20 protein-coding genes are annotated in these 19,255 nt (G+C 62.1%); 6 read left to right on the top strand and 14 right to left on the bottom strand.

The features are described from left to right. Nucleotides 1–27 precede the first annotated feature (27 nt). The 5 genes from rpsF to dnaB all read left to right on the top strand — a co-directional run bounded on the left by rpsF (nt 28) and on the right by dnaB (nt 3,575). Nucleotides 28–315, top strand: coding sequence for a 30S ribosomal protein S6 (rpsF, locus tag AC1Q6C_RS08915; protein WP_003941237.1), 288 nt, complete (start codon nt 28–30; stop codon nt 313–315). A 64-nt stretch (nt 316–379) separates the two neighbouring features. Then, nucleotides 380–904 (top strand): single-stranded DNA-binding protein, encoded by a 525-nt coding sequence (locus AC1Q6C_RS08910; RefSeq protein ID WP_003941248.1) that lies wholly within the window; start codon nt 380–382, stop codon nt 902–904. Nucleotides 905–943: 39 nt separating this feature from the next. Continuing rightward, nucleotides 944–1,186, top strand: a complete 243-nt coding sequence (gene rpsR, locus AC1Q6C_RS08905) for a 30S ribosomal protein S18 (protein ID WP_003941245.1) — start codon at nt 944–946, stop codon at nt 1,184–1,186. Between the two features lie 18 nt (nt 1,187–1,204). Then, nucleotides 1,205–1,660 carry a 50S ribosomal protein L9 gene (gene rplI, locus AC1Q6C_RS08900; RefSeq protein WP_007735531.1) on the top strand — a complete coding sequence of 152 codons (456 nt, stop codon included), beginning with the start codon at nt 1,205–1,207 and terminating at the stop codon, nt 1,658–1,660. 508 nt (nt 1,661–2,168) lie between these two features. Then, entirely contained in the window at nt 2,169–3,575 is a 1,407-nt protein-coding gene (gene dnaB / locus AC1Q6C_RS08895) for a replicative DNA helicase (RefSeq protein ID WP_019746049.1), read from the top strand. A gap of 98 nt (nt 3,576–3,673) precedes the next feature. Here the strand turns inward: dnaB and AC1Q6C_RS08890 are convergent, their stop codons facing one another. The 14 genes from AC1Q6C_RS08890 to AC1Q6C_RS08825 all read right to left on the bottom strand — a co-directional run bounded on the left by AC1Q6C_RS08890 (nt 3,674) and on the right by AC1Q6C_RS08825 (nt 17,875). After that, nucleotides 3,674–4,135, bottom strand: a complete 462-nt coding sequence (locus AC1Q6C_RS08890) for a hypothetical protein (RefSeq protein ID WP_007735542.1) — start codon at nt 4,133–4,135, stop codon at nt 3,674–3,676. A gap of 52 nt (nt 4,136–4,187) precedes the next feature. Next, entirely contained in the window at nt 4,188–4,649 is a 462-nt protein-coding gene (locus tag AC1Q6C_RS08885; protein WP_042448063.1) for an Hsp20/alpha crystallin family protein, read from the bottom strand. A gap of 1,254 nt (nt 4,650–5,903) precedes the next feature. Continuing rightward, entirely contained in the window at nt 5,904–6,344 is a 441-nt protein-coding gene (locus AC1Q6C_RS08880) for a DUF1931 family protein (protein WP_024487875.1), read from the bottom strand. Nucleotides 6,345–6,357: 13 nt separating this feature from the next. Further along, nucleotides 6,358–8,085, bottom strand: a complete 1,728-nt coding sequence (locus AC1Q6C_RS08875; RefSeq protein ID WP_492666534.1) for an FAD-dependent oxidoreductase — start codon at nt 8,083–8,085, stop codon at nt 6,358–6,360. Then, complete coding sequence (locus AC1Q6C_RS08870) at nt 8,063–8,329, bottom strand: UBP-type zinc finger domain-containing protein (RefSeq protein ID WP_007735548.1); 267 nt, start codon at nt 8,327–8,329, stop codon at nt 8,063–8,065. Before AC1Q6C_RS08870 ends, AC1Q6C_RS08875 begins: the two co-directional genes overlap by 23 nt. Beyond that, the gene (trxA, locus tag AC1Q6C_RS08865; protein ID WP_007735549.1) at nt 8,326–8,778 is read right to left on the bottom strand and encodes a thioredoxin; all 453 of its coding nucleotides are present in this window, start codon (nt 8,776–8,778) and stop codon (nt 8,326–8,328) included. Before trxA ends, AC1Q6C_RS08870 begins: the two co-directional genes overlap by 4 nt. 16 nt (nt 8,779–8,794) lie before the next feature. After that, nucleotides 8,795–11,428: an ATP-dependent chaperone ClpB gene (gene clpB / locus AC1Q6C_RS08860; protein ID WP_020971359.1), complete on the bottom strand. Its 2,634-nt coding sequence runs from the start codon at nt 11,426–11,428 to the stop codon at nt 8,795–8,797. Beyond that, entirely contained in the window at nt 11,410–11,739 is a 330-nt protein-coding gene (locus AC1Q6C_RS08855; RefSeq protein ID WP_447000936.1) for a chaperone modulator CbpM, read from the bottom strand. Before AC1Q6C_RS08855 ends, clpB begins: the two co-directional genes overlap by 19 nt. Beyond that, complete coding sequence (locus tag AC1Q6C_RS08850; protein WP_269576630.1) at nt 11,736–12,641, bottom strand: J domain-containing protein; 906 nt, start codon at nt 12,639–12,641, stop codon at nt 11,736–11,738. Before AC1Q6C_RS08850 ends, AC1Q6C_RS08855 begins: the two co-directional genes overlap by 4 nt. A 6-nt stretch (nt 12,642–12,647) precedes the next feature. Beyond that, nucleotides 12,648–13,172: a nucleotide exchange factor GrpE gene (locus tag AC1Q6C_RS08845; protein ID WP_007735553.1), complete on the bottom strand. Its 525-nt coding sequence runs from the start codon at nt 13,170–13,172 to the stop codon at nt 12,648–12,650. Nucleotides 13,173–13,180: 8 nt separating this feature from the next. Next, on the bottom strand, nt 13,181–15,055 hold the full coding sequence (gene dnaK, locus AC1Q6C_RS08840; protein WP_007735554.1) for a molecular chaperone DnaK: 1,875 nt from the start codon (nt 15,053–15,055) through the stop codon (nt 13,181–13,183). A 1,053-nt stretch (nt 15,056–16,108) separates the two neighbouring features. Further along, nucleotides 16,109–16,522: a GlcG/HbpS family heme-binding protein gene (locus AC1Q6C_RS08835; RefSeq protein WP_042448083.1), complete on the bottom strand. Its 414-nt coding sequence runs from the start codon at nt 16,520–16,522 to the stop codon at nt 16,109–16,111. Next, nucleotides 16,519–16,707 (bottom strand): type 1 glutamine amidotransferase family protein, encoded by a 189-nt coding sequence (locus AC1Q6C_RS08830; protein ID WP_372454409.1) that lies wholly within the window; start codon nt 16,705–16,707, stop codon nt 16,519–16,521. Before AC1Q6C_RS08830 ends, AC1Q6C_RS08835 begins: the two co-directional genes overlap by 4 nt. A 28-nt stretch (nt 16,708–16,735) precedes the next feature. Continuing rightward, nucleotides 16,736–17,875: a glutathione-independent formaldehyde dehydrogenase gene (locus AC1Q6C_RS08825; protein WP_024487877.1), complete on the bottom strand. Its 1,140-nt coding sequence runs from the start codon at nt 17,873–17,875 to the stop codon at nt 16,736–16,738. A gap of 349 nt (nt 17,876–18,224) precedes the next feature. On the opposite strand from AC1Q6C_RS08825, the gene AC1Q6C_RS08820 reads away from it, so the two are divergent. Further along, nucleotides 18,225–18,521: a putative quinol monooxygenase gene (locus tag AC1Q6C_RS08820; RefSeq protein WP_042448086.1), complete on the top strand. Its 297-nt coding sequence runs from the start codon at nt 18,225–18,227 to the stop codon at nt 18,519–18,521. Nucleotides 18,522–19,255 lie beyond the last annotated feature (734 nt).

The raw sequence follows: 19,255 nt of genomic DNA, 5'->3' as shown, positions 1-19,255 counted from the left end.
TTAGTCCACAGGAGGTGATGAGGTCTTATGCGTCATTACGAATTGATGGTCATCCTTGACCCCAGCCTGGACGAGCGCACTGTCGCTCCTTCACTGGATACGTTCCTCAATGTTGTGCGCCAGCACGGCGGCACGATCGACAAGGTCGATGTCTGGGGTAAGCGTCGTCTCGCCTACGAGATCCTGAAGCATGCTGAAGGTATCTACGCGGTGATCGACATCAACGCCACTCCCGCCACCGTCGCTGAGCTCGACCGTCAGCTCGGTCTGAACGAGTCGGTTCTGCGCACGAAGGTTCTGCGCCACAACAAGTAATTACTGTCGGTAGCGAGCTCTACTCTCGCGCCCAACGGTCTTACATCAATGCAGGAGGAACCACATGGCTGGCGACACCATCATCACCGTCATCGGAAACCTGACGGCTGATCCTGAACTTCGTTTCACCCCGGCGGGTGCCGCGGTTGCAAACTTCACGGTTGCTTCCACGCCCCGCACCTTCGACCGTAATTCCAATGAATGGAAAGACGGCGATGCGCTGTTCATGCGTTGCAACATCTGGCGCGAAGCAGCCGAGAACGTCGCGGAGAGCTTGACCCGTGGTTCACGAGTAATCGTGAGCGGCCGGCTCAAGCAGCGTTCGTACGAAACTCGCGAGGGCGAAAAGCGAACTGTCGTCGAGCTCGAAGTCGATGAAATCGGTCCTTCACTGAAGTACGCCACGGCAAAGGTCAACAAGGCCAACCGTGGTGGCGGCGGTGGAGGCGGCAACTTCGGCGGTTCCTCCGGCGGATCGGGTGGCGGACGTCCGAGCGCTGCACCTTCGGGTGGAGACGATCCTTGGGGCAGTGCGCCTCAGGCTTCGGGCTCCTTCGGTGGTGCGGGCAGCGACGAACCGCCCTTCTGATCCGTACCTGATCAGGAACATCCAGAAAAGAGCAAAGACATGCCGAAGCCGCCCTTGCGCGACAAGGTTATGAAGAAGAAGGTCTGCACCTTCTGCAAAGAGAAGAACACGCAGATCAACTACAAGGACACGACGTTGCTTCGTAAGTACGTCAGCGATCGCGGAAAGATCCGTGCTCGCCGTGTCACCGGCAATTGCGTCCAGCACCAGCGCGACGTTGCCATTGCCGTCAAGAACTCACGTGAGGTAGCACTGCTGCCTTACGCCACCGTGGCTCGCTAAGGAAAGGGAGGAAAGAACATGAAGCTCATCCTCACCGCTGACGTGGACAACCTCGGTGCGCCTGGCGACACCGTGGAGGTCAAGGACGGCTACGGCCGTAACTACCTGCTCCCCCGCGGACTGGCAATCGTCGCCACTCGTGGCGCCGAGAAGCAGGTCGAGGGCATCCGTCGTGCACAGGAAGCGCGCGCTGTGCGCGGCCTGGATCACGCCAAGGAGCTCAAGGCAGCTATCGAGGGCCTCGAGTCCGTAACGCTGACGGTCAAGACCGCCGGTGGCTCGGGCAAGCTCTTCGGTTCGGTTACCGTCGCTGACGTCGCTGCTGCGATCAAGGCTGCCGGTGGACCGGTTGTCGACAAGCGCTCCATCGTGTTGCCGAAGGCTCACATCAAGAACACGGGCAAGCACGCCGTGGTCGTGAACCTGCACCCCGATGTGGTTGCCAAGTTCAACCTGAACGTCGTCGGCGCATAGTCGACTGTTCGTCTCGCCGGGCCCCGCACACTTCGGTGTGCGGGGCCCGACGTTTTGTTTCGGGGTGCGGTGTGCCGCCTGACAGCGTCCCGAATCGGACCTGGGGATAACTCTCACACTGTGATGTTCGACTTGGTGATCAGTGACGAATCGGGCGAGGCAACACGCCCGACACGCCGACGCGCCGACTGTGGAAAAACTATTTTCATCAACAGGCCTGTGAAATTGTGGATAGTCATCTACCTGGTCTTTTGTGGTTGCTAGGCAAAGTAGTCCCCAAATGCTCCACAGGCGGTGCACACCGTGGGGCGGGAGTTTCCACAAAGCATCCACAGGTTTATCCACAGTCCGGTTTGTATGCGGACCTACTAGTCCCTAACGTCATCTCGGCGTCTATCTACAGCCCGGCCGAATGCGGCTAGGGGATGTCGGTGGGGGCAGGTACAAATGATGAGGGCGCTGCGGTTTCTGGCAGTGTCGTCGAGTGTTTTACGGGAAGGTCTCGCTTGTGGCTGTTGTAGATGATCGAGGACCTTCCGACTTCTCAGGGCCGGACTACCCGGGCCCTCCCGAGGCCGAGCCCGACCAGGAGTTCGGACGCCAGCCACCTCAGGACATGACTGCCGAGCAGTCGGTGCTCGGCGGCATGCTGCTGAGCAAGGACGCCATCGCTGACGTCCTCGAGGTACTGCGTCCGGGTGACTTCTACCGGCCCGCCCACCAGTCCGTCTACGACGTGATCCTGGACCTCTACAGCCGTGGCGAGCCCGCCGACCCGGTGACGGTCTCCGCCGAGCTCGACCGTCGAGGTGAGCTCCGCCGTATCGGTGGTGCTGCCTACCTGGTGACGCTGACCCAGACAGTGCCCACAGCCGCCAACGCCGCCTTCTATGCCGAGATCGTGGCCGAGAAGTCCGTGCTGCGTCGTCTGGTCGACGCCGGTACTCGCATCGTCCAGTACGGCTACGCCGGCACCGAGGGTCAGGACGTGGCCGAGGTTGTCGACCGCGCGCAGGCCGAGATCTTCGAGGTCACCGAGCGTCGAACCACCGAGGACTTCGTACCCCTCACCGAGCTCCTCCAGCCCACGATGGACGAGATCGACTCCATCGCCAGCCGCGGCGGAATTTCCCTCGGTGTGCCCACCGGATTCAAGGATCTCGACGAGATCACCAACGGTCTTCACGCTGGTCAGATGATTATCGTCGCGGCTAGACCTGGTGTGGGCAAATCGACGCTTGGAATGGATTTTTTGCGTTCCTGCTCCATCACGCACGGCATGGCCAGCGTCATGTTCTCGTTGGAAATGAGCAAAACCGAGATCGTCATGCGTCTGCTGTCCGCAGAGGCAAAGATCAAGCTCGGCGACATGCGCTCCGGAAAGATGACCGACGACGACTGGACCAAGCTCGCGCGTCGCATGAGTGAGATCAGTGAGGCGCCGCTATTCATCGACGACTCCCCCAACCTCACCATGATGGAAATTCGCGCAAAAGCGCGGCGGCTCAAGCAGAAACACGACATTCGCCTGATCGTGATCGACTACCTCCAGCTGATGAGCTCGGGTAAAAAGGTCGAGTCCCGTCAGCAGGAAGTCTCCGAATTCTCCCGTAGCCTAAAGCTTTTGGCGAAGGAGCTCGAAGTTCCGGTTGTCGCGATCTGTCAGCTCAACCGTGGTCCCGAGCAGCGAACCGACAAGCGTCCCCAGGTCGCCGACCTTCGTGAGTCCGGTTCACTCGAGCAGGACGCCGACATGGTGATTCTGCTGTACCGCCCCGACGCGACCGAGCGAGACGATCCCCGTGGCGGTGAAGCCGACCTGATTCTGGGTAAGCACCGTAACGGCCCGACCGCGACAATCACTGTGGCGCACCAGCTTCACCTGTCCAAGTTTGTGGACATGGCCCGGGGATAGTGGCTGCCGCCATCGCCTGAAGGTGGGACGGATTTCAGATCTTGTGAGATCTTGCTACAAGCACCAATTCGATTCCACTAGTGCAAAATTCGGTTTTTCTACAGGTGGGGTAGTGCTGCAGTGAGGAAGACGGCGCCGAAGGCGATTCCGGCGATGCCGGTGAGGATCCCGACCACGCCGGCGGTGTTGTCGCCCAGATCGCGTCCGGGGGTGTCGGGTCGGCGCGCTGCCAGGGCGGTTCCGATGGCGGCGGCACCGAGGAGGATGCCGAGGCCGAACATCCAGAACGTCAGTATCGAGAGTGCACCGAGCATCAACGCCATGTCGCTGTATTCATCGCTGGTGATAGGACGATGGTGATCCCACCAATCGGGTGGAGTGTGCGCGCGGGATTCGGTGTTGTCGGTGTTGTCGGATTGCTCGTGCGGGGGGATGGTGGATGCAGTCATGGCAGCTAAAGGGTTCTCGCGCTGATTCTTTCGTGTGGTGGATGTACCGGTGTGCGCCACGGGTGTGCAGTGGGAGATCGAAGCGATGGTGGGTGAGGCCCGAGAACCCATCGCGTGTCCTCGGGAGTCACCCCACCATCAAGCGGTGTTCGGGCCAGGCGGATCAGGCTTCGATCTGCACCTGTGTTGTCGATCCGGCGTTATCGGTTCGGGAGGGTGGTCCGGAGGAGACCTCGATCCTCCGCGGTTTCGCCTTCTCTGCGATCGGCAACGTCACCGTCAACACGCCGTTGTCGTACGAGGCCTCGATCTGTTCGGCGTCGATGTCGTCGCTGATGGACAGCTGCCGTTTGTATGTTCCAGCGAAACGCTCACTCGCCAGCCAGCTCACACCCTCTTCGGAGAGGGCGGTGCGGTGCGCGGTCAACGTCAGGGTCGAGCCGTCGATGCGGACGTCCACTGATCCTGGGTCGACGCCGGGAAGATCGGCGTGCAGGACGTACTGGTCCTCGACCTTGTAGAGGTCCATCGGCATGAACCGTGGACTGCGTCCGTTGCCGGTTCCCGCGGCGAGTACGGACTTGGTGATCGCGTCGATGTCGGTGAAAGGATCGAAACGAAGCACAGCAACACACCTCCCATGTCGTGAAAAGAAAGGTCACCGCCACTGTGGCGGTTGACCGAACTTACTGTGCGAGAACATGATAACCACACGAATTAGCACTCTGCAACCGAGAGTGCCAGAAGCTTTGGGGAAGTGTTCCGGTCCCTGAAGATCGCTGCTTTGCCTGGTCCCGACAAAAGCGGTGGCCGCCTTCGGCCTCGATTCGAAGCGGGCGGCGCGGTACGGCACTTCGTCAGTAGCGGCGGTGCGGCAACGGATCCGCCGGAGCCCCGACTCTGCGTGTGCGAGTCGGGGCGTATGACCGACGTCGGCATTGAGCACACAACACCGATGACCCACTATCCGTGCGAAGTCGACGTTCATGTCGTCCGCACATCTTCAACCATAAACAGTGCGATCGGTATAAATCATGTTCAGTCGCCTTCGATGCCAAGAAGTGACATGGCCGTTTGCATGGCAAGGTGAACATCTTGGTCGTCACGCTAGCGGCGCAGTAGCCGCGGTGCCTGGAAAGGTGGCCCGTGCCTGGTATTTGGTTTGCAGACGTCTGTTCCGAATGCTTTTGCAAAATAGGTCTTTTCCCGATGTTTGCGGGTGGATCGGGCATCGAACATCGCGGGTGCTCGTTCGTCGGAGTCGCTGCGAACGATGTCGGTGTTCGTGCACACACCGAACCGGCTGTAAGGGAGAACACTTCGGCTACCGTCAAAGCTTGCTCATCACAATGGAACTGGGACTTTCGACCCTGTCGTCTACAAGCAGTGCGCAATAACCTTCGTCGGGTCGGGGGCACCCGTTCCGTTCGAGGGGGCAAACAATCGGGCGGGTGTTCGTCAAGGCAAGGCCATACCACCCTCACTGGTCTCCTTGCCGGGCCTTGAGCTGTGCGCGCCCAGAAGTGCTCAGGGCCCGCCCGATGCGGGGATCGAGAAAGTGAAGACGAAAGGTTCTCAGATGAGCCGAAGGAGTGATCGGCGATCGACAAGTTCTGCTCGCCGCCTGGCCACGCGGACTACCGGTGTCAGAGGTTCGGCGTGTAAGCCGAACTCGCTCACGGCAGAAGATCTGAGGGCTGTAATCGAGTCCCTCACTGGAGTTCTCGCTGCTCGAGAATCGAGCGCGGAAACCGCACCTCTCGCCGGAAATCCTCCGTCGTCGACGCCAACTGACAGGCAGTTCTGAATCGCACCGGTATTTTCGCAGCCGGACAGCATATTCGAACTCAGACGCGCTGTCAGCCGGGACGGGTGGTAATCACAGAAGTAGGTGGAAGATGTCGAAGGCGACTGTCCATTGGGCTGTGCCGGGGTTCTTGCGGTCCGGTTCGACCGTGGCGAAGGTTTGCGCCAGCGCTACGCTCAACCCTCCTGCGATCAGCGGCAGTCGTTGCTCTGTCTCCTCTGAGAGGGCCACGTCCAAGGGCGGGCGGGCCGTGAGCTGATCGAGCAGCGGTTGAAGTTCGATCTCCTCGTCGAGTTTTTCGAACCGGTGGATGCTCTCCTGTAATCCCTTGGTGATCGGCAGGTCCCACGGTTCGATCACGTCGCGCAAGTTTGCTTTCGCGGAGGCTTTCCCGATCAGGATCACGTCGTAGATCTTGTCGTCGATGAAATCGGTATAGCGCTTGAGATCGTTCCGGTCGACCTGCAGTCCGGCCGCTGCCCTGAAGAACCGCTGGAATTTCACGGTGCCCATTACTGGCATGTCGTCAGCTCCTTTCGAAGTATTCATGGATTTGGCGTACGGCCATCGCTCCTTCACCGACGGCGGATGCGACTCGTTTCACCGAACCGCGGCGGATGTCGCCCGCCGCAAACAGGCCGGGCAGGCTGGTTTCGAGCGTCCTGGACAGGCCGCCGTTGATTGGCAGGCTGCCGTCCGCTCGTGCGTGGATCGCGTCCACACCGGTGAGGACGAAGCCGTGGTCGTCGAGTGCGATCGCGTCGGCAAGCCACCCTGTGTGCGGTACTGCCCCGATGAAGACGAACAGGGCGCGCACCCGAATCGTGTCCTGGTCGCCGGAGCGATTGTCCTCGACCGCAATTGCTTCGAGGTATTTCTCGCCGTGGACCGCACGAATCTCGGTGTGCCGGTGCACGGTGACCCGCGGATGGTGTTCGATCTGGTCGACCAGGTATCGGGACATGCTCTTCCCGAGGTCATCGCCGCGGATGAGCAGGTGCACCTGTGAGACGTGCTCGGCGAGGAAGACGGCGGCCTGGCCGGCGGAGTTGCCGCCACCGACGATGGCTATCGGGTCGGTGCCGCATATCCGTGCTTCCTGATGCGTTGCGGCGTAGTACACGCTTGTTCCTTCCAGCGCCTCGATCCCCTGAACGGCCAACTTGCGGTACCGCGCCCCGGCGGCGAGCACAACGGCCCGGGCGTGCACCGACCCGCCGTCTGCCAGTCGGAGCACATGGTTCCCGGCCTCGGATCCCAAACCGGTCACTTCTGCCGACACCAGGATTCGGGCGCCGAACTTCCCGGCCTGGAGCACGGCTCGCTCGGCCAATTCGGAGCCGGAGACCCCGGCGGGGAATCCCAGATAATTCTCGATCCGGGATGAGGTACTGGCTTGGCCGCCCGCAGCGATCCGCTCCAACGTCACCGTGTTCAACCCGTCCGAGGCGCCGTACACCGATGCGGCCAGGCCGGCCGGTCCGGCACCCACGACGACGAGGTTGTAGACGTCCTTGGCTGCGTCCGCGACGGGTGCCGGGACAGGAAGCCCGACGACGCGTGCGAGTTCCGCATTCGTCGGATTGCGCAGCACCTTCTCGCCGTGCCAGATCACGACGGGTGTGTCCTCGGGTGCGACGTTCAGGCTGCGTAGCAGCTGCTCCACTCGTTCGTCCTGTTCCAAGTCGAACCACTTGTGGGGCAGACGGTTTCGCATCGCGAACTCACGAAGTCGCAACGTATCCGGGGAGAAGCAGGAGCCGATTATCCGGAATCCGGAGCCGAGCCCGATCAGCAAGTGCCGACGCACAAGGTAGGCGCGCAGGATCAAATCGCTGAGCACGGGATCGTGGGCAATCAGCTCGCGTACCTGCTCGGCCGGGACGACGAGTATCTCGCCGTCCTCGATCGCTTCGGCGGTGAAGAACGCCACCTGACCTTCCAGGAGTCCGAGCTCGCCCAGGAAACGCCCAGGACCGTGCACGCGCAGTATCCGGCGCTCGCCGTCCGCGTCGCCTTCGTCGACGACTACGATCTTTCCGGAAAGGACGACGACGAAATCGTTGTCAGGCGCGCCTTCTCGGATCAGCACCTCGCCGGCGTGAACCGGTCGACGCGAGCCACCGACCTCGAGCTTTGCGACCTGGTCGTCCGTCAGCCGCGGGAAGGCGCCCTCCTCGTCCGGGGTCTCGTCGTCGACCGGCGGGCTGTACCCGATGGGTGAGGCGCCCTCAGACGAAGTTCTGGTCGACATAACACCACCGCCAATCCTCGCCGGGCTCCATCGACTGGACGATCGGATGCCCGATGGCGTGAGCGTGAGCACTCGCGTGCCTGCCCGGCGAAGAGTCGCAGCAACCGACGTGTCCGCACGTCAGGCACAGCCTCAGATGCACCCACGGGGTGCCGAGGCGAAGACATTCCTCGCAGCCCTGCGGGGTACGGGGCACCACGGCCCGGATCGCGGTTACATGTGGGTCCGCATGGACAGGACTCATGACTTCGCCTCCTCGCCGGCATTTTCCGAGAGCGCCTGATCGAGCCACGTGCGCAGCTGGGGGACCGGAGCTGCGCCCGACTGGCGAGCGAGAACCTCACCCCGGTCCATCACCAGCAGAGTCGGCACGGCGCGGACGGTGAATCGTTCAGCCGTCCGGGGTGCAGCATCGACGTCGACCTTGACCAGCTTGATCTGGCCGGCGTGTTCTCTGGCGAGCTGCTCGAGCGCGGGGCTGACCATGCGACACGGGCCGCACCACGTCGCCCACAGATCCACGAGCACAGGCACCGAGGATTTTTCGACGATCTCCGCGAAGTCACCGTCTCCCGCCGCGGCGATCCAGGGCAGCGGCTCGTGGCAGTTGCCGCAGCGAGGTTTTCCTTCCCCTGCTGCCGGGATGTTGTTGGTCTTGCCGCAGTTCGGGCACTTCACCTTTTCGGATCCCATGACCAGTTACCTCTTCTCAGGCCGCCGCGAAGGCGGGTTCGGCATACGCGACGGCAAGCTCGCCGCCGTCCACCGTGACGCTGATGGTGCCGTCCGGTTTGATCTCGCCGCGCAACAGTGCACGGCCGATCTTGGTTTCGACCTCGTGTGCGATGTATCGGCGCAGCGGCCGCGCACCGTAGACAGGGTCGAACCCGTGTTCGGCGATCAGTCGGCGTGCCTCCGGCGTGATTTCCAGGTGTATCTGTCTCTCCGACAACCTGTTTCGAAGGTCGGTGAGTTGCAGTTCCACTATGTACTCGATCTGGGGCAGGGTGAGTGGGGAGAACAGCACGATGTCGTCGACCCGGTTGAGGAATTCGGGGCGGAAATGCCCGCGCAGTTCTGCCATCACCCGTTCCCTGGCGTCCGGCTTGATTTCGCCGTCGGCTGTGACCCCGTCGAGGAGATGCTGGGATCCGATGTTGGAGGTCATGATGATCACCGTGTTCCGGAAATCGACTTGCCTCCCTTGAGAATCGGTGATCCGGCCGTCGTCGAGCACCTGCAGCAGGGTATTGAAGACGTCGGCGTGGGCCTTCTCGATCTCGTCGAAGAGCACCACGGAGTACGGCTTACGCCGCACCGCCTCGGTGAGCTGGCCACCTTCGTCGTACCCGACGTATCCGGGAGGTGCACCGATGAGCCGACTCACCGTGTGCCGTTCCTGGTACTCGCTCATATCGAGGCGCACCATGTTGTCTTCACTGTCGAATAGGGCGCTGGCCAATGTCTTTGCAAGCTCGGTCTTTCCGACGCCCGTCGGGCCCAGGAAAATGAACGAACCGATCGGTCGACGAGGATCACGGATACCGGACCTCGCCCGGATCACAGCGTCCGCGACCAGTTGCACCGCCTCGTCCTGACCGACGACCCGCTCGTGCAGGATCTCGTCGAGCTTCAACAACTTCTCCCGCTCACCTTCTTGCAGCCGGGCGACCGGGATACCCGTCCATGCGGCCACGATCTCTGCGATCTCGTCTTCGGTGACCACTTCACGCAGCAACGGATTTCGGCCTTGTCTGGTGGCCAGTTGCTCCTCCGCCGCCTCGAGCCGGCGTTCGAGCTCGGTGATCTCGCCGTATCGCAACTCGGCTGCCCGATTGAGGTCGTAGTTGCGTTCGGCGGCCTCGGCCTCGACGCGCAACCGTTCCAAATCTCCTCGCAGTTCTTGCACCCGCCGGATCGCCTGCCGCTCCGCCTCCCATTGAGCGTGCCGGGCGTCTGCCTCGGCCCGCAGGTCGGCCAGCTCCTTGCGCAATTCTTCGAGGCGCGCTTTGCTGGCCGCGTCCGTTTCCTTGGACAGTGCGGCCTCTTCGATCTCCAGACGGGTCACCTTCCGGGTGAGCTCGTCGAGTTCGGCAGGCATCGAATCGATTTCGGTGCGGAGCCGAGCGCATGCCTCGTCTACGAGATCGATCGCCTTGTCCGGAAGGAAGCGGTCGGTGATGTACCGGTGCGAGAGGGTCACGGCGGCCACCAATGCACCGTCTTGAATTTTCACGCCATGGAACACCTCGAGGCGTTCTCGAAGTCCGCGCAGAATCGAGATCGCATCCTCGGCACTGGGCTCGTCGACGAGAACGGTCTGGAATCGACGCTCCAGTGCCGCATCGGATTCGATGTGCTTGCGATACTCGTCGAGAGTGGTGGCACCGATCATGTGCAGTTCGCCGCGTGCGAGCATCGGTTTGAGCATGTTGCCGGCATCGAGAGACCCCTCGCCGCCGACCGAGCCCGCTCCGACCACGGTATGCAACTCGTCGACGAACAACAGGATGCGCCCCTCGGCAGCCTTCACCTCGGACAGCACGGCCTGCAGTCGCTCCTCGAACTCGCCGCGGTACTTCGCACCGGCCACCAGAGAACCCATGTCGAGCGAGAAGATCGTCTTGTCGCGTAGGCCCTCGGGCACGTCGCCGCGGACGATCCGCTGGGCGAGACCCTCGACAATCGCAGTCTTACCAACACCGGGGTCGCCGATCAGCACCGGGTTGTTCTTCGTTTTCCGGCTCAAGATCTGAGTTACCCTGCGTATCTCGGCATCCCGGCCGATGACCGGATCGAGTTTGCCTGCCCGCCCCTCGGAGACGAGGTCGCGCCCGTACTTCTCCAATGCCTCGTACGCCCCCTCCGGGGTTGCCGACGTGACACGCTGATTGCCGCGCACCTTCGTCAGCGCTGTGAGGAAGGCGTCCCGTGTGACCCCGTGACTGGCGAGGACCCGCCCGGCCGCGCTGGCCGATCCTTCCTCGGAAAGGGCCATCACAAGATGCTCCACCGACACGTAGGAATCCTTGAGTCTCTTCGCCTCCCGCTCTGCGGCATCGAGCAGCTTGGCCAGACGCTGGGTGATCATCACCTGACCGGGGGTCACGCCGGGGCCGCTGACCTTCGGCCTACGCGACAGTTCACGATCCAGATCGGATCGAAGTGCTTCGACATTCGCGCCGGCCTGTTCGAGCAGTCGGGGCACCAGCCCATCCTGCTGATCGACCAATGCGAGCAGCAGGTGCTCTCCGTCGACTTCGGTGTGGCCCATTCTGGTCGCAACATTCTGGGCTTCCTGCAAGGCTTCTCGTGACTTTTCGGTCAAGCTGCCGGTGTCCATGAGGATGTCCTCCTTCTGCGGGCCGCTGTTTCGAGCCTTTCGATTCGATCCAGCAGATCGAGCACGAGCCCGATTGCCGAGTAGTTGAGACCCAGACCCGTCCGCAGTCGTTGGATGCGTGCGGCGTGGGTCACTTCGGATGGGTCGAACGACATCTCTCCGCCGGCGTAGCGGTGGGCGTCGAGCAGTCCGAGAGCCACGAGTTTTCGTGCCAGATCCGGGTGCAGGCCAGTACATTCGGCGAAGGCGTCCGGCGACAATCCGGTACGGCGAACCAATACGTACTGAGTGATCGGCGTTGAGGTGCTCATGTCTCTTTCCTCGGATTGAAGTTCGATTCGGCGCCCAACTGCTCGAACAGTTCGCGTTCACGTGTTGTCGGTTTCGACGGAACCATCACCTTGATTTCGGCGTAGAGGTTGCCGTTGGCACCGCGCGGATTCGGCATTCCCTCTCCGCGCAAGCGCAGCTTCCTACCAGTCGAAGAGCCAGGCACCACTTTGACTTTCGCCTCTCCGCCCGGTGTGGGAACGACGACTGTCGACCCGAGAACCGCCTCCCATGGCGATACGGGCAGATCGACGTAGATGTCCCGACCCTGCACGCGGAACCGTGAATGCGGTTTGATCCGCACCACGAGGTACAGATCCCCAGGCGGCGCGTCACCGTTGCCTCGGCCTCCTTGCCCGGCCAACCGGATTCGCTGGCCGTCCAGGACGCCGGCTGGAATGTCGACGTCATACTGCCGTCCGTCCAGTCTGAGAGTGCGTTTTCCGCCCTGATAGGCCTCTTCCAGAGCCAGTTCCAGTTCGGCCTCCTGATCGGCGCCGGGAATCGGTCCGAACCCACCGCCTCCGCCGAACATCTGCCCGAAGAGGTCTTCGAAGTCGACGGCACCCTCACCACCGACACCGTGGCCGAAGTGCACCCGTCTCCCGCCACCGCCGTACCCGGCGGCGTTTGCCCGCACCCGTTCGTCGTAATCCTCGGGTACATGCCGGAAGTCGTCACCGAATCGGTCATAGCGTTTCCGGGTGTCCGGGTCGGACAACACCTGATAGGCCTCGTTGACCTCCTTGAACCTGTCCTCCGCAGTGGGATCCTTGTTCACATCGGGGTGGTACTTGCGGGCCAGCTTGCGGTACGCCTGCTGAATTTCGTCGGTGCCGGCGCCCTTCGGTACGCCGAGTACTTCGTAGTAGTCACGGGCCATCGGTGCTCACCCCTCTGGGCGGCTGACGACCACCGCGGCGGGCCGCAACTGTCGCCCGTCCTCTCCATAACCCGGGCGCAAGACCTCGACCACGGTCCCGGATGGAAGGTCGGGTCGGGTTACCACACTGACCACTTCGTGGAGTTCCGGGGAGAACGGCACACCGGCCTCGTCGTGGCGCTCGAAGCCGAGTCGTGAGAGCACCTGTACCGCCTGGTCCCGGATCGCCTTCACACCTTCGACGACGGCCTGCGGATCGCTGCCTGCGTGTGCAAGCGCAAGCTCCAAGTTGTCCAGTATCGGCAGCCACGCCGCCGAAACCTTCGCTACTTCCGCGGCGCGTTCACGGTCCAGATCTTTGGCGTATCGCTTGCGCAGGTTGTCCAGATCTGCGACGGCCCTGCGCCAACGGTCCTCGAGTTGAGACAGCTCGTCTGCCGTCTCGGCGCGATCGGACTCGGTCTTGCTTTGATCCGTGTCGGCGCTGTTGGTAGTCGGCTCAGTCGTCGAATGATCTGCAGACATTTCCATCGTGCGCCTCAGCTTCGATCGAATTCGGCGTCGATCACGTCGCCGTCATCCGACGACGCAGCATCAGCGCCGCCTGCTTGGCCGTCGTCCGACTGGTCCGGCACAAGTCCGTAGAGCAGCTGTTGCAGCTCCGAGGTGAGTGGCTGAACCTCCGCGGGTGAAGCGCCGTCCTGCACGGCCTTTCGGGCGTCGGCAACCAGCATCTCGGCCCGCGCCTTCTCATGCGGCGGGGCACTGTCACCGAGTTCGGCGAGTCGCCGCTCCACTTGATACGCAACCGAATCGAGCCCGTTGCGCGCGTCGACCGCCTTGCGCAGCGCCTCGTCCTCACCCCGGTTCCGTTCGGCCTCCGCCAACATGCGCTCGACCTCACCCTGATCCAGGTTGCCCTGTTCACTGATCGTGATGCTCTGTTCCTTGCCGGTATCCTTGTCGCGAGCGGTGACGTTCAGGATGCCGTTGGCGTCGATGTCGAAAATGACTTCCACCTGGGCCTCGCCACGTGGCGCGGGGCGGATGTCTTCCAGCCGGAACCGGCCCAGCACCCGGTTGTCGGCCGCACGTTCGCGTTCGCCCTGCAACACCACGACGTCCACGGCGGACTGATTGTCTTCCGCCGTGGAGAACACTTCGCTGCGCCGTGCCGGGATCGTCGTGTTCCGCTCGATGATCTTCGTCATCACCCCGCCCTGCGTCTCGACGCCGAGGGACAGTGGGGTGACATCGAGTAACAACACATCGGAAACCTCGCCTTTGAGCACGCCTGCCTGGACTGCGGCTCCGAGGGCAACGACCTCGTCCGGGTTGACGCCCATGTGGGGGTCCTTGCCGCCGGTCAGCCGGCGAACCAGCGCCTGTACAGCCGGGATACGTGTCGAACCGCCGACCAGTATCACTTCGTCGATGTCGTTGGCGGCGACCTTGGCGTCACTCATGGCCTGCTTCACCGGGCCGAGGCACCGTTCCACCAGATCGGCAGTCAAATCATCGAACTTCGATCGCATGATCGTAGTGGTGAGATGTTTGGGACCATTCGCGTCAGCGGTAACGAAAGGCAGGTTTACCTGGGCCTGGGTCACCGAGGACAGCTCAACCTTTGCCTTCTCCGCGGCTTCGAACAGTCGTTGCAACGCCTGCGCATCCTTACGCAGATCGATGTTCTCCGCGCGCTGGAATTCGTCGGCGAGGTAGTCCACCACGCGTCGATCGAAGTCGTCGCCGCCCAAGTGGGAGTCGCCGGCCGTGGAACGAACCTCGACTACCCCCTCTCCGACGTCCAGCAGGCTCACATCGAAGGTTCCGCCGCCGAGGTCGAAGACCAGTACGGTTTCGTGGGTCTGTTTGTCCATGCCGTACGCGAGTGCCGCAGCGGTCGGTTCGTTGATAATCCGCAAAACCTCGAGGCCTGCGATACGGCCGGCGTCCTTGGTGGCGTTTCGTTGCGCGTCGTTGAAGTAGGCAGGAACGGTGATGACCGCTTCCTTCACCTTCTCACCGAGGAACTTGCTCGCGTCGTCGACGAGCTTGCGCAGCACGAGAGCGCTGATCTCCTCTGGTGCGTATTTCTTGCCGCGCACGTCGAAGCGGGCCTCACCGTTGTCACCCGCTACGACGTCGAAGCTGACCGCTTTGGCTTCCTCGGAGATCTCGTCGTAGTGGCGTCCGATGAAGCGTTTCGCCGAGTAGATCGTGCCCTTCGGATTCAAGATCGCCTGCCGTCGGGCAAGCTGGCCCACCAGACGCTCACCGTTCTCGGTGAACGCCACCACCGAAGGCGTCGTCCGTGCTCCCTCCACATTGGAGATCACCACCGGCTCGCCGCCTTGCCAGCTTGCGATGACCGAGTTGGTTGTGCCCAAGTCGATGCCTACAGCAGTTGTCATGACTCAATTCCTTTCGATCGGCCCGGCCGTTGAGCAAGTGCGATTCCGCCCGCAACTTCGCTCGATGTCGGCAAGGACTTCGTAGTTCCCTGGTTTTGGCGAGTGGATTGGGTGAAGTCACGGAGACCGAGCAGGGCGCCGATAACGGCGCCCGACACCAATCCGTGAATGGCGGGCGTGAGGCTCGAGAGCGGCCGAGGGTAAGGGTTTCCGCCACTGTGCTTTGACATCACGCCCCTCAGCGTTGATGTTGTGGGGTTCGCCGGGCCTGTGTGTACTGACAGGGCCCGACCGCCGGTCAACCGGTTGAGCTCACGAACCACCCAGCCATGATGAGTCTTTTCGTCCACCTAAAGGGCGTCAACAACATTCGCCTGATGGGCGGGGCGCAACGGGGCAGTGGCGACCACACCTGCCCTTGATCGAAGATGCCCGCCGGAACCCGATCGAAGCGGCCATCGCATGAAACTCCGAGTATCGGCTTCGACACGAAAACTCGAGTGTCGGCCGCTACTGCGGTACGTCCACACTACCGCGGCGCATGCATAAGGAGAACACCTTTGCGAAAGAACTTCCCAGTCGGCGAACAGCAGCTCCGTTGAACCCGGACGAGATTCACTGTAATTCTATCGAATCTCCTTGTAACAGAAAGGCAATGGGTCACTACTGGTCGGTTCCAATTGGTTGCGAGTAGGCGGCGTGCACCCGCGTGCTGCGCAGTTCAACGTCCCGTTCTGAGGCTGGTCAACAGACCGCTCAGGCGGAATTTATTGCAAATCAACATTTTTCGGACACCGATATCGCTGGACTTGCGTAATTATCGTCTATTCCTTGCGGCATCATTCGGCCGAGGGCTCGGTTTGCCCCTGACACGGCGCGCGGATGTGCACGTCCGCTCGTCGTTATGTTTGTCTCGGTCCTGGCCGCGTCAAGGATGCGGGACGACTTCGGTCCAGTCACAGTCGCGGGGCCGCGACTAGCTTTAAAGCAACGTCGGAATGTTCGACGTTGCCCTGTCGATGCGTTCTCTGACCTGACGACGCAGTCCACCGCTCACAGCGCCGCCACGGCCGCCTCGGCGACGGTCTTGTCCTGCTCCCCGGTGCCGCCGCTGACGCCGACAGCGCCCACGACCTGGCCGTTGTGCCGCAGAGGCACACCGCCGGTGAAGATCATGATGCGCCCGCCGTTGGAGGCGTGTATCCCGTAGAACTGCTCGCCCGGGCCCGCGTTGGCCGCGAGGTCCTCGGTCGAGACGTCCAATGCCCGCGCGGTAAACGCCTTGTTGATCGAGATGTCGATGCTGGCGATCCAGGCACCGTCCATCCGCACGTGAGCCACGAGGTTGCCGCCGGCATCGACCACCGCAATGTTCGACGGCGACTCGATCTCGGTGGCTTTGGCCTGTCCTGCGGCGATGACCCGCTGCGCATCGTCAAGGGATACCGAGGTCTGGTTCACGGTCATGACGCACCTGCCCCGAGCTTCGCGAACTGCTCGACGATGGCCGGACAGAACGCAGGAAGCTCGTCGGGCGAGTGGCTCGAGATCAGGTTCTCGTCGATCGCGACCTGTTCGTCTACGACTTTTACTCCTCCGGCCCCGTCGGCAGTCGATATCGCTATCTGCTTGCCCTGCAGTGGCATTGGCATCGTTGTGCTCCTCTCGGTTCTGGCCGTGTCAGGGATGCAGGACGACTTTGGTCCAGCCGTCGTCGCGAGCGTCGAAGTGCTGGTAGCCGGATTCGGCTTCGGCGAGCGGGAGTTCGTGGGAGATGATCCAGGAGGGCTTTGCCCGGTCCTCGTGGATGAGGTCGCGCAGTTGCCGGTTGTAGTGTTTGACGTTCGCTTGTCCGGTGCCGATCTTCTGGCCCTTGAACCAGAATTTGCCCATGTCGAAGGCGATCTTGCCGTTGCGCTCGAGTTCGTCGGGGCCGTTCTGGTCCTGGGGAAGGAAGATGCCGACCACCCCGATGTGGCCGGTGAAGCGCACCGAATCCACGAGCCGGTTCATCGTCATGGCGGCGTCCTCGTGGCCTTGCGGGTCGTGTGCCTGATAGCCGACGCACTCGCACCCCTTGTCTGCGCCTTTCCCGTTGGTTTGCTCGAGGACCTGCTCGACGGGGTCGCCCTTCGAGTCGTCGATGGGGACGACGCCGATCTCTTCGGCCAGGCGTAGTCGGTCGGGGTGGCGGTCGACGATCATCACCTTGCTCGCTCCCTGGATCATCGCCGAATACGCGGCCATCAAACCGACTGGGCCAGCGCCGTAGACCACCATCGAATCGCCGGGTTGCATGTCGGCCAGGCGGGTGCAATGCCATCCGGTGGGAAAGATGTCCGACAGCATCACGTAGTCGGTTTCCTTGTCCTGGGCATCCTCGGGCAGTCGCAGGCAGTTGAAGTCGCCGAACGGCACTCGCAGATATTCCGCCTGTCCGCCCCAGAACGGGCCCATCCCCGCGAAACCGAATGCAGCGCCGGCCATCTTCGGATCGGGGTGCACCGTCAGGCAGAATGCGGTCAACCCTTCCTCGCAGTTTCGGCAGAAGCCGCAGCCGATGTTGAACGGCAAGCACACTCGATCCCCTGGCGATACTTTGACCACTGCATTGCCGACTTCGGCGACGATGCCCAAGTTTTCGTGACCGAGGACCATTCCGGGCTCCAGATCGGTGCGGCCTTCGTACATGTGTAGATCCGACCCGCAGATGTTGGTGCTCGTGATCTTCACCAGCACATCTGTCGGATTCTCGATCCGCGCATCGGGCACGTCCTTGACGTGGACCTCTCGAGGCCCGTCGTATACAAGCGCTTTCATCGCGGCACTCCCTTGTCTTGTAGCTGCGGCTTTCCGGTTGATCTCGCCGGCCGCAGGCGTCCACGCGTGAGCGACCGACCGAATGAATCGTGCTGTTCGGGGAAGGTCACGGCGCGCGGAAGTGAAGACCGCACCAAAATGTCGGCGCACCAACATTTTTCCTGCCATCGACGCAACTGCGGCTGCATCCAGGCATCGCATTCCCTCACCATGGAGTCTCCTCCTTCGGCTCCACGATCGCTAGGGGGTTGGGATCGGTTTCCTCGAACGGCGGGCTTGGGTACCTTCCATTAACCGATGGATGGTGTGATGCTTGACAGTGTTCACCACCTCGAAGAGGAGATCCGATATGGCCACCAAGGCGCTGCTGGTCCGACTTGAAGCGAAGCCCGGCAAGGAAGGAGCGGTCGAGGAATTCCTCCGATCGGCACTGCCGCTCGTTGAGCAGGAGCCCGGCACGAAACCCTGGTTCGCGGTGCGGTTCGGGCCCTCGTCGTTCGGCATCATCGACGCATTCCCGGACCAAGCTGCCCGCGAGACACATCTCAATGGTCCGGTCGGCAAGGCCCTCGGCGAACGCGCCGACGAACTCTTCGCTGCGCCGCCCGAAATCAGCTACCTCGACGTTCTCGCTGAAAAAGTCTGAACAACCGACTGGAAAATGTCTTGTCGATGGCGGTCACATTCGGTTGTGAATACAGTTGTGCCACAGCCATACCCGAATCACGGTAGCTTTGCCGGCGTGCGCGGCTGTGGCGTACTGTCCGTCGCTCGCTTCCGCCCAGGTATCGGTAGATCACGAGCAGGGCACTCAGTCGAGCCAACTCGCTACCCGTGTAGGAAGAGCATTTCAAACTCGTTTCATTGCAAAGTGTTTCGAGTTTGAGGTGACCTGCCTGGAGTGAAGTAGGACTCCTTGTTCTTGGAGGAGGGCTTAGTGGAACACCACGGATCATCGAGCAAGGACGATTGGTGCTAGTCCTGTTGGAAAGATGGTCATAGACGATGGCAAAGGTGAGGTCGGATGGATTCACCATCACCGTGCGCCGGTCACCGACCTGGGGTAGCACGTTACCTTTGGGTGCCTCGCAGTCAGCGTCGAACGTGTCCAAACCCGGGCCGCTGATACGGACGGTCAGTTCGGCGGTGTCTTGGCCCTCGTTGAGGTCCCGGATGCGGTTGACGGCGAAAATTTCTGCAGTCGCTGCAATACCGACGGCCCGGAATCGCTTTCCTCCCAGCGCCATCCATAGGTACTGACTGCAAGCCCGATTCCGATCGGGAGGGTGAAGACTCCCCACTACACGGCCGGTCGATCGAGTACGTCATCATCCCGGCGGCGAAACCGATGAGTTCGACCTGCCGCGGTTTGTCCGTGTT

This window comes from Rhodococcus sp. MT28 (genome assembly GCF_058792695.1).
The sequence above is the reverse complement of the archived record's forward strand: the minus strand, read 5'-3'. Positions and strand labels throughout refer to the sequence as shown.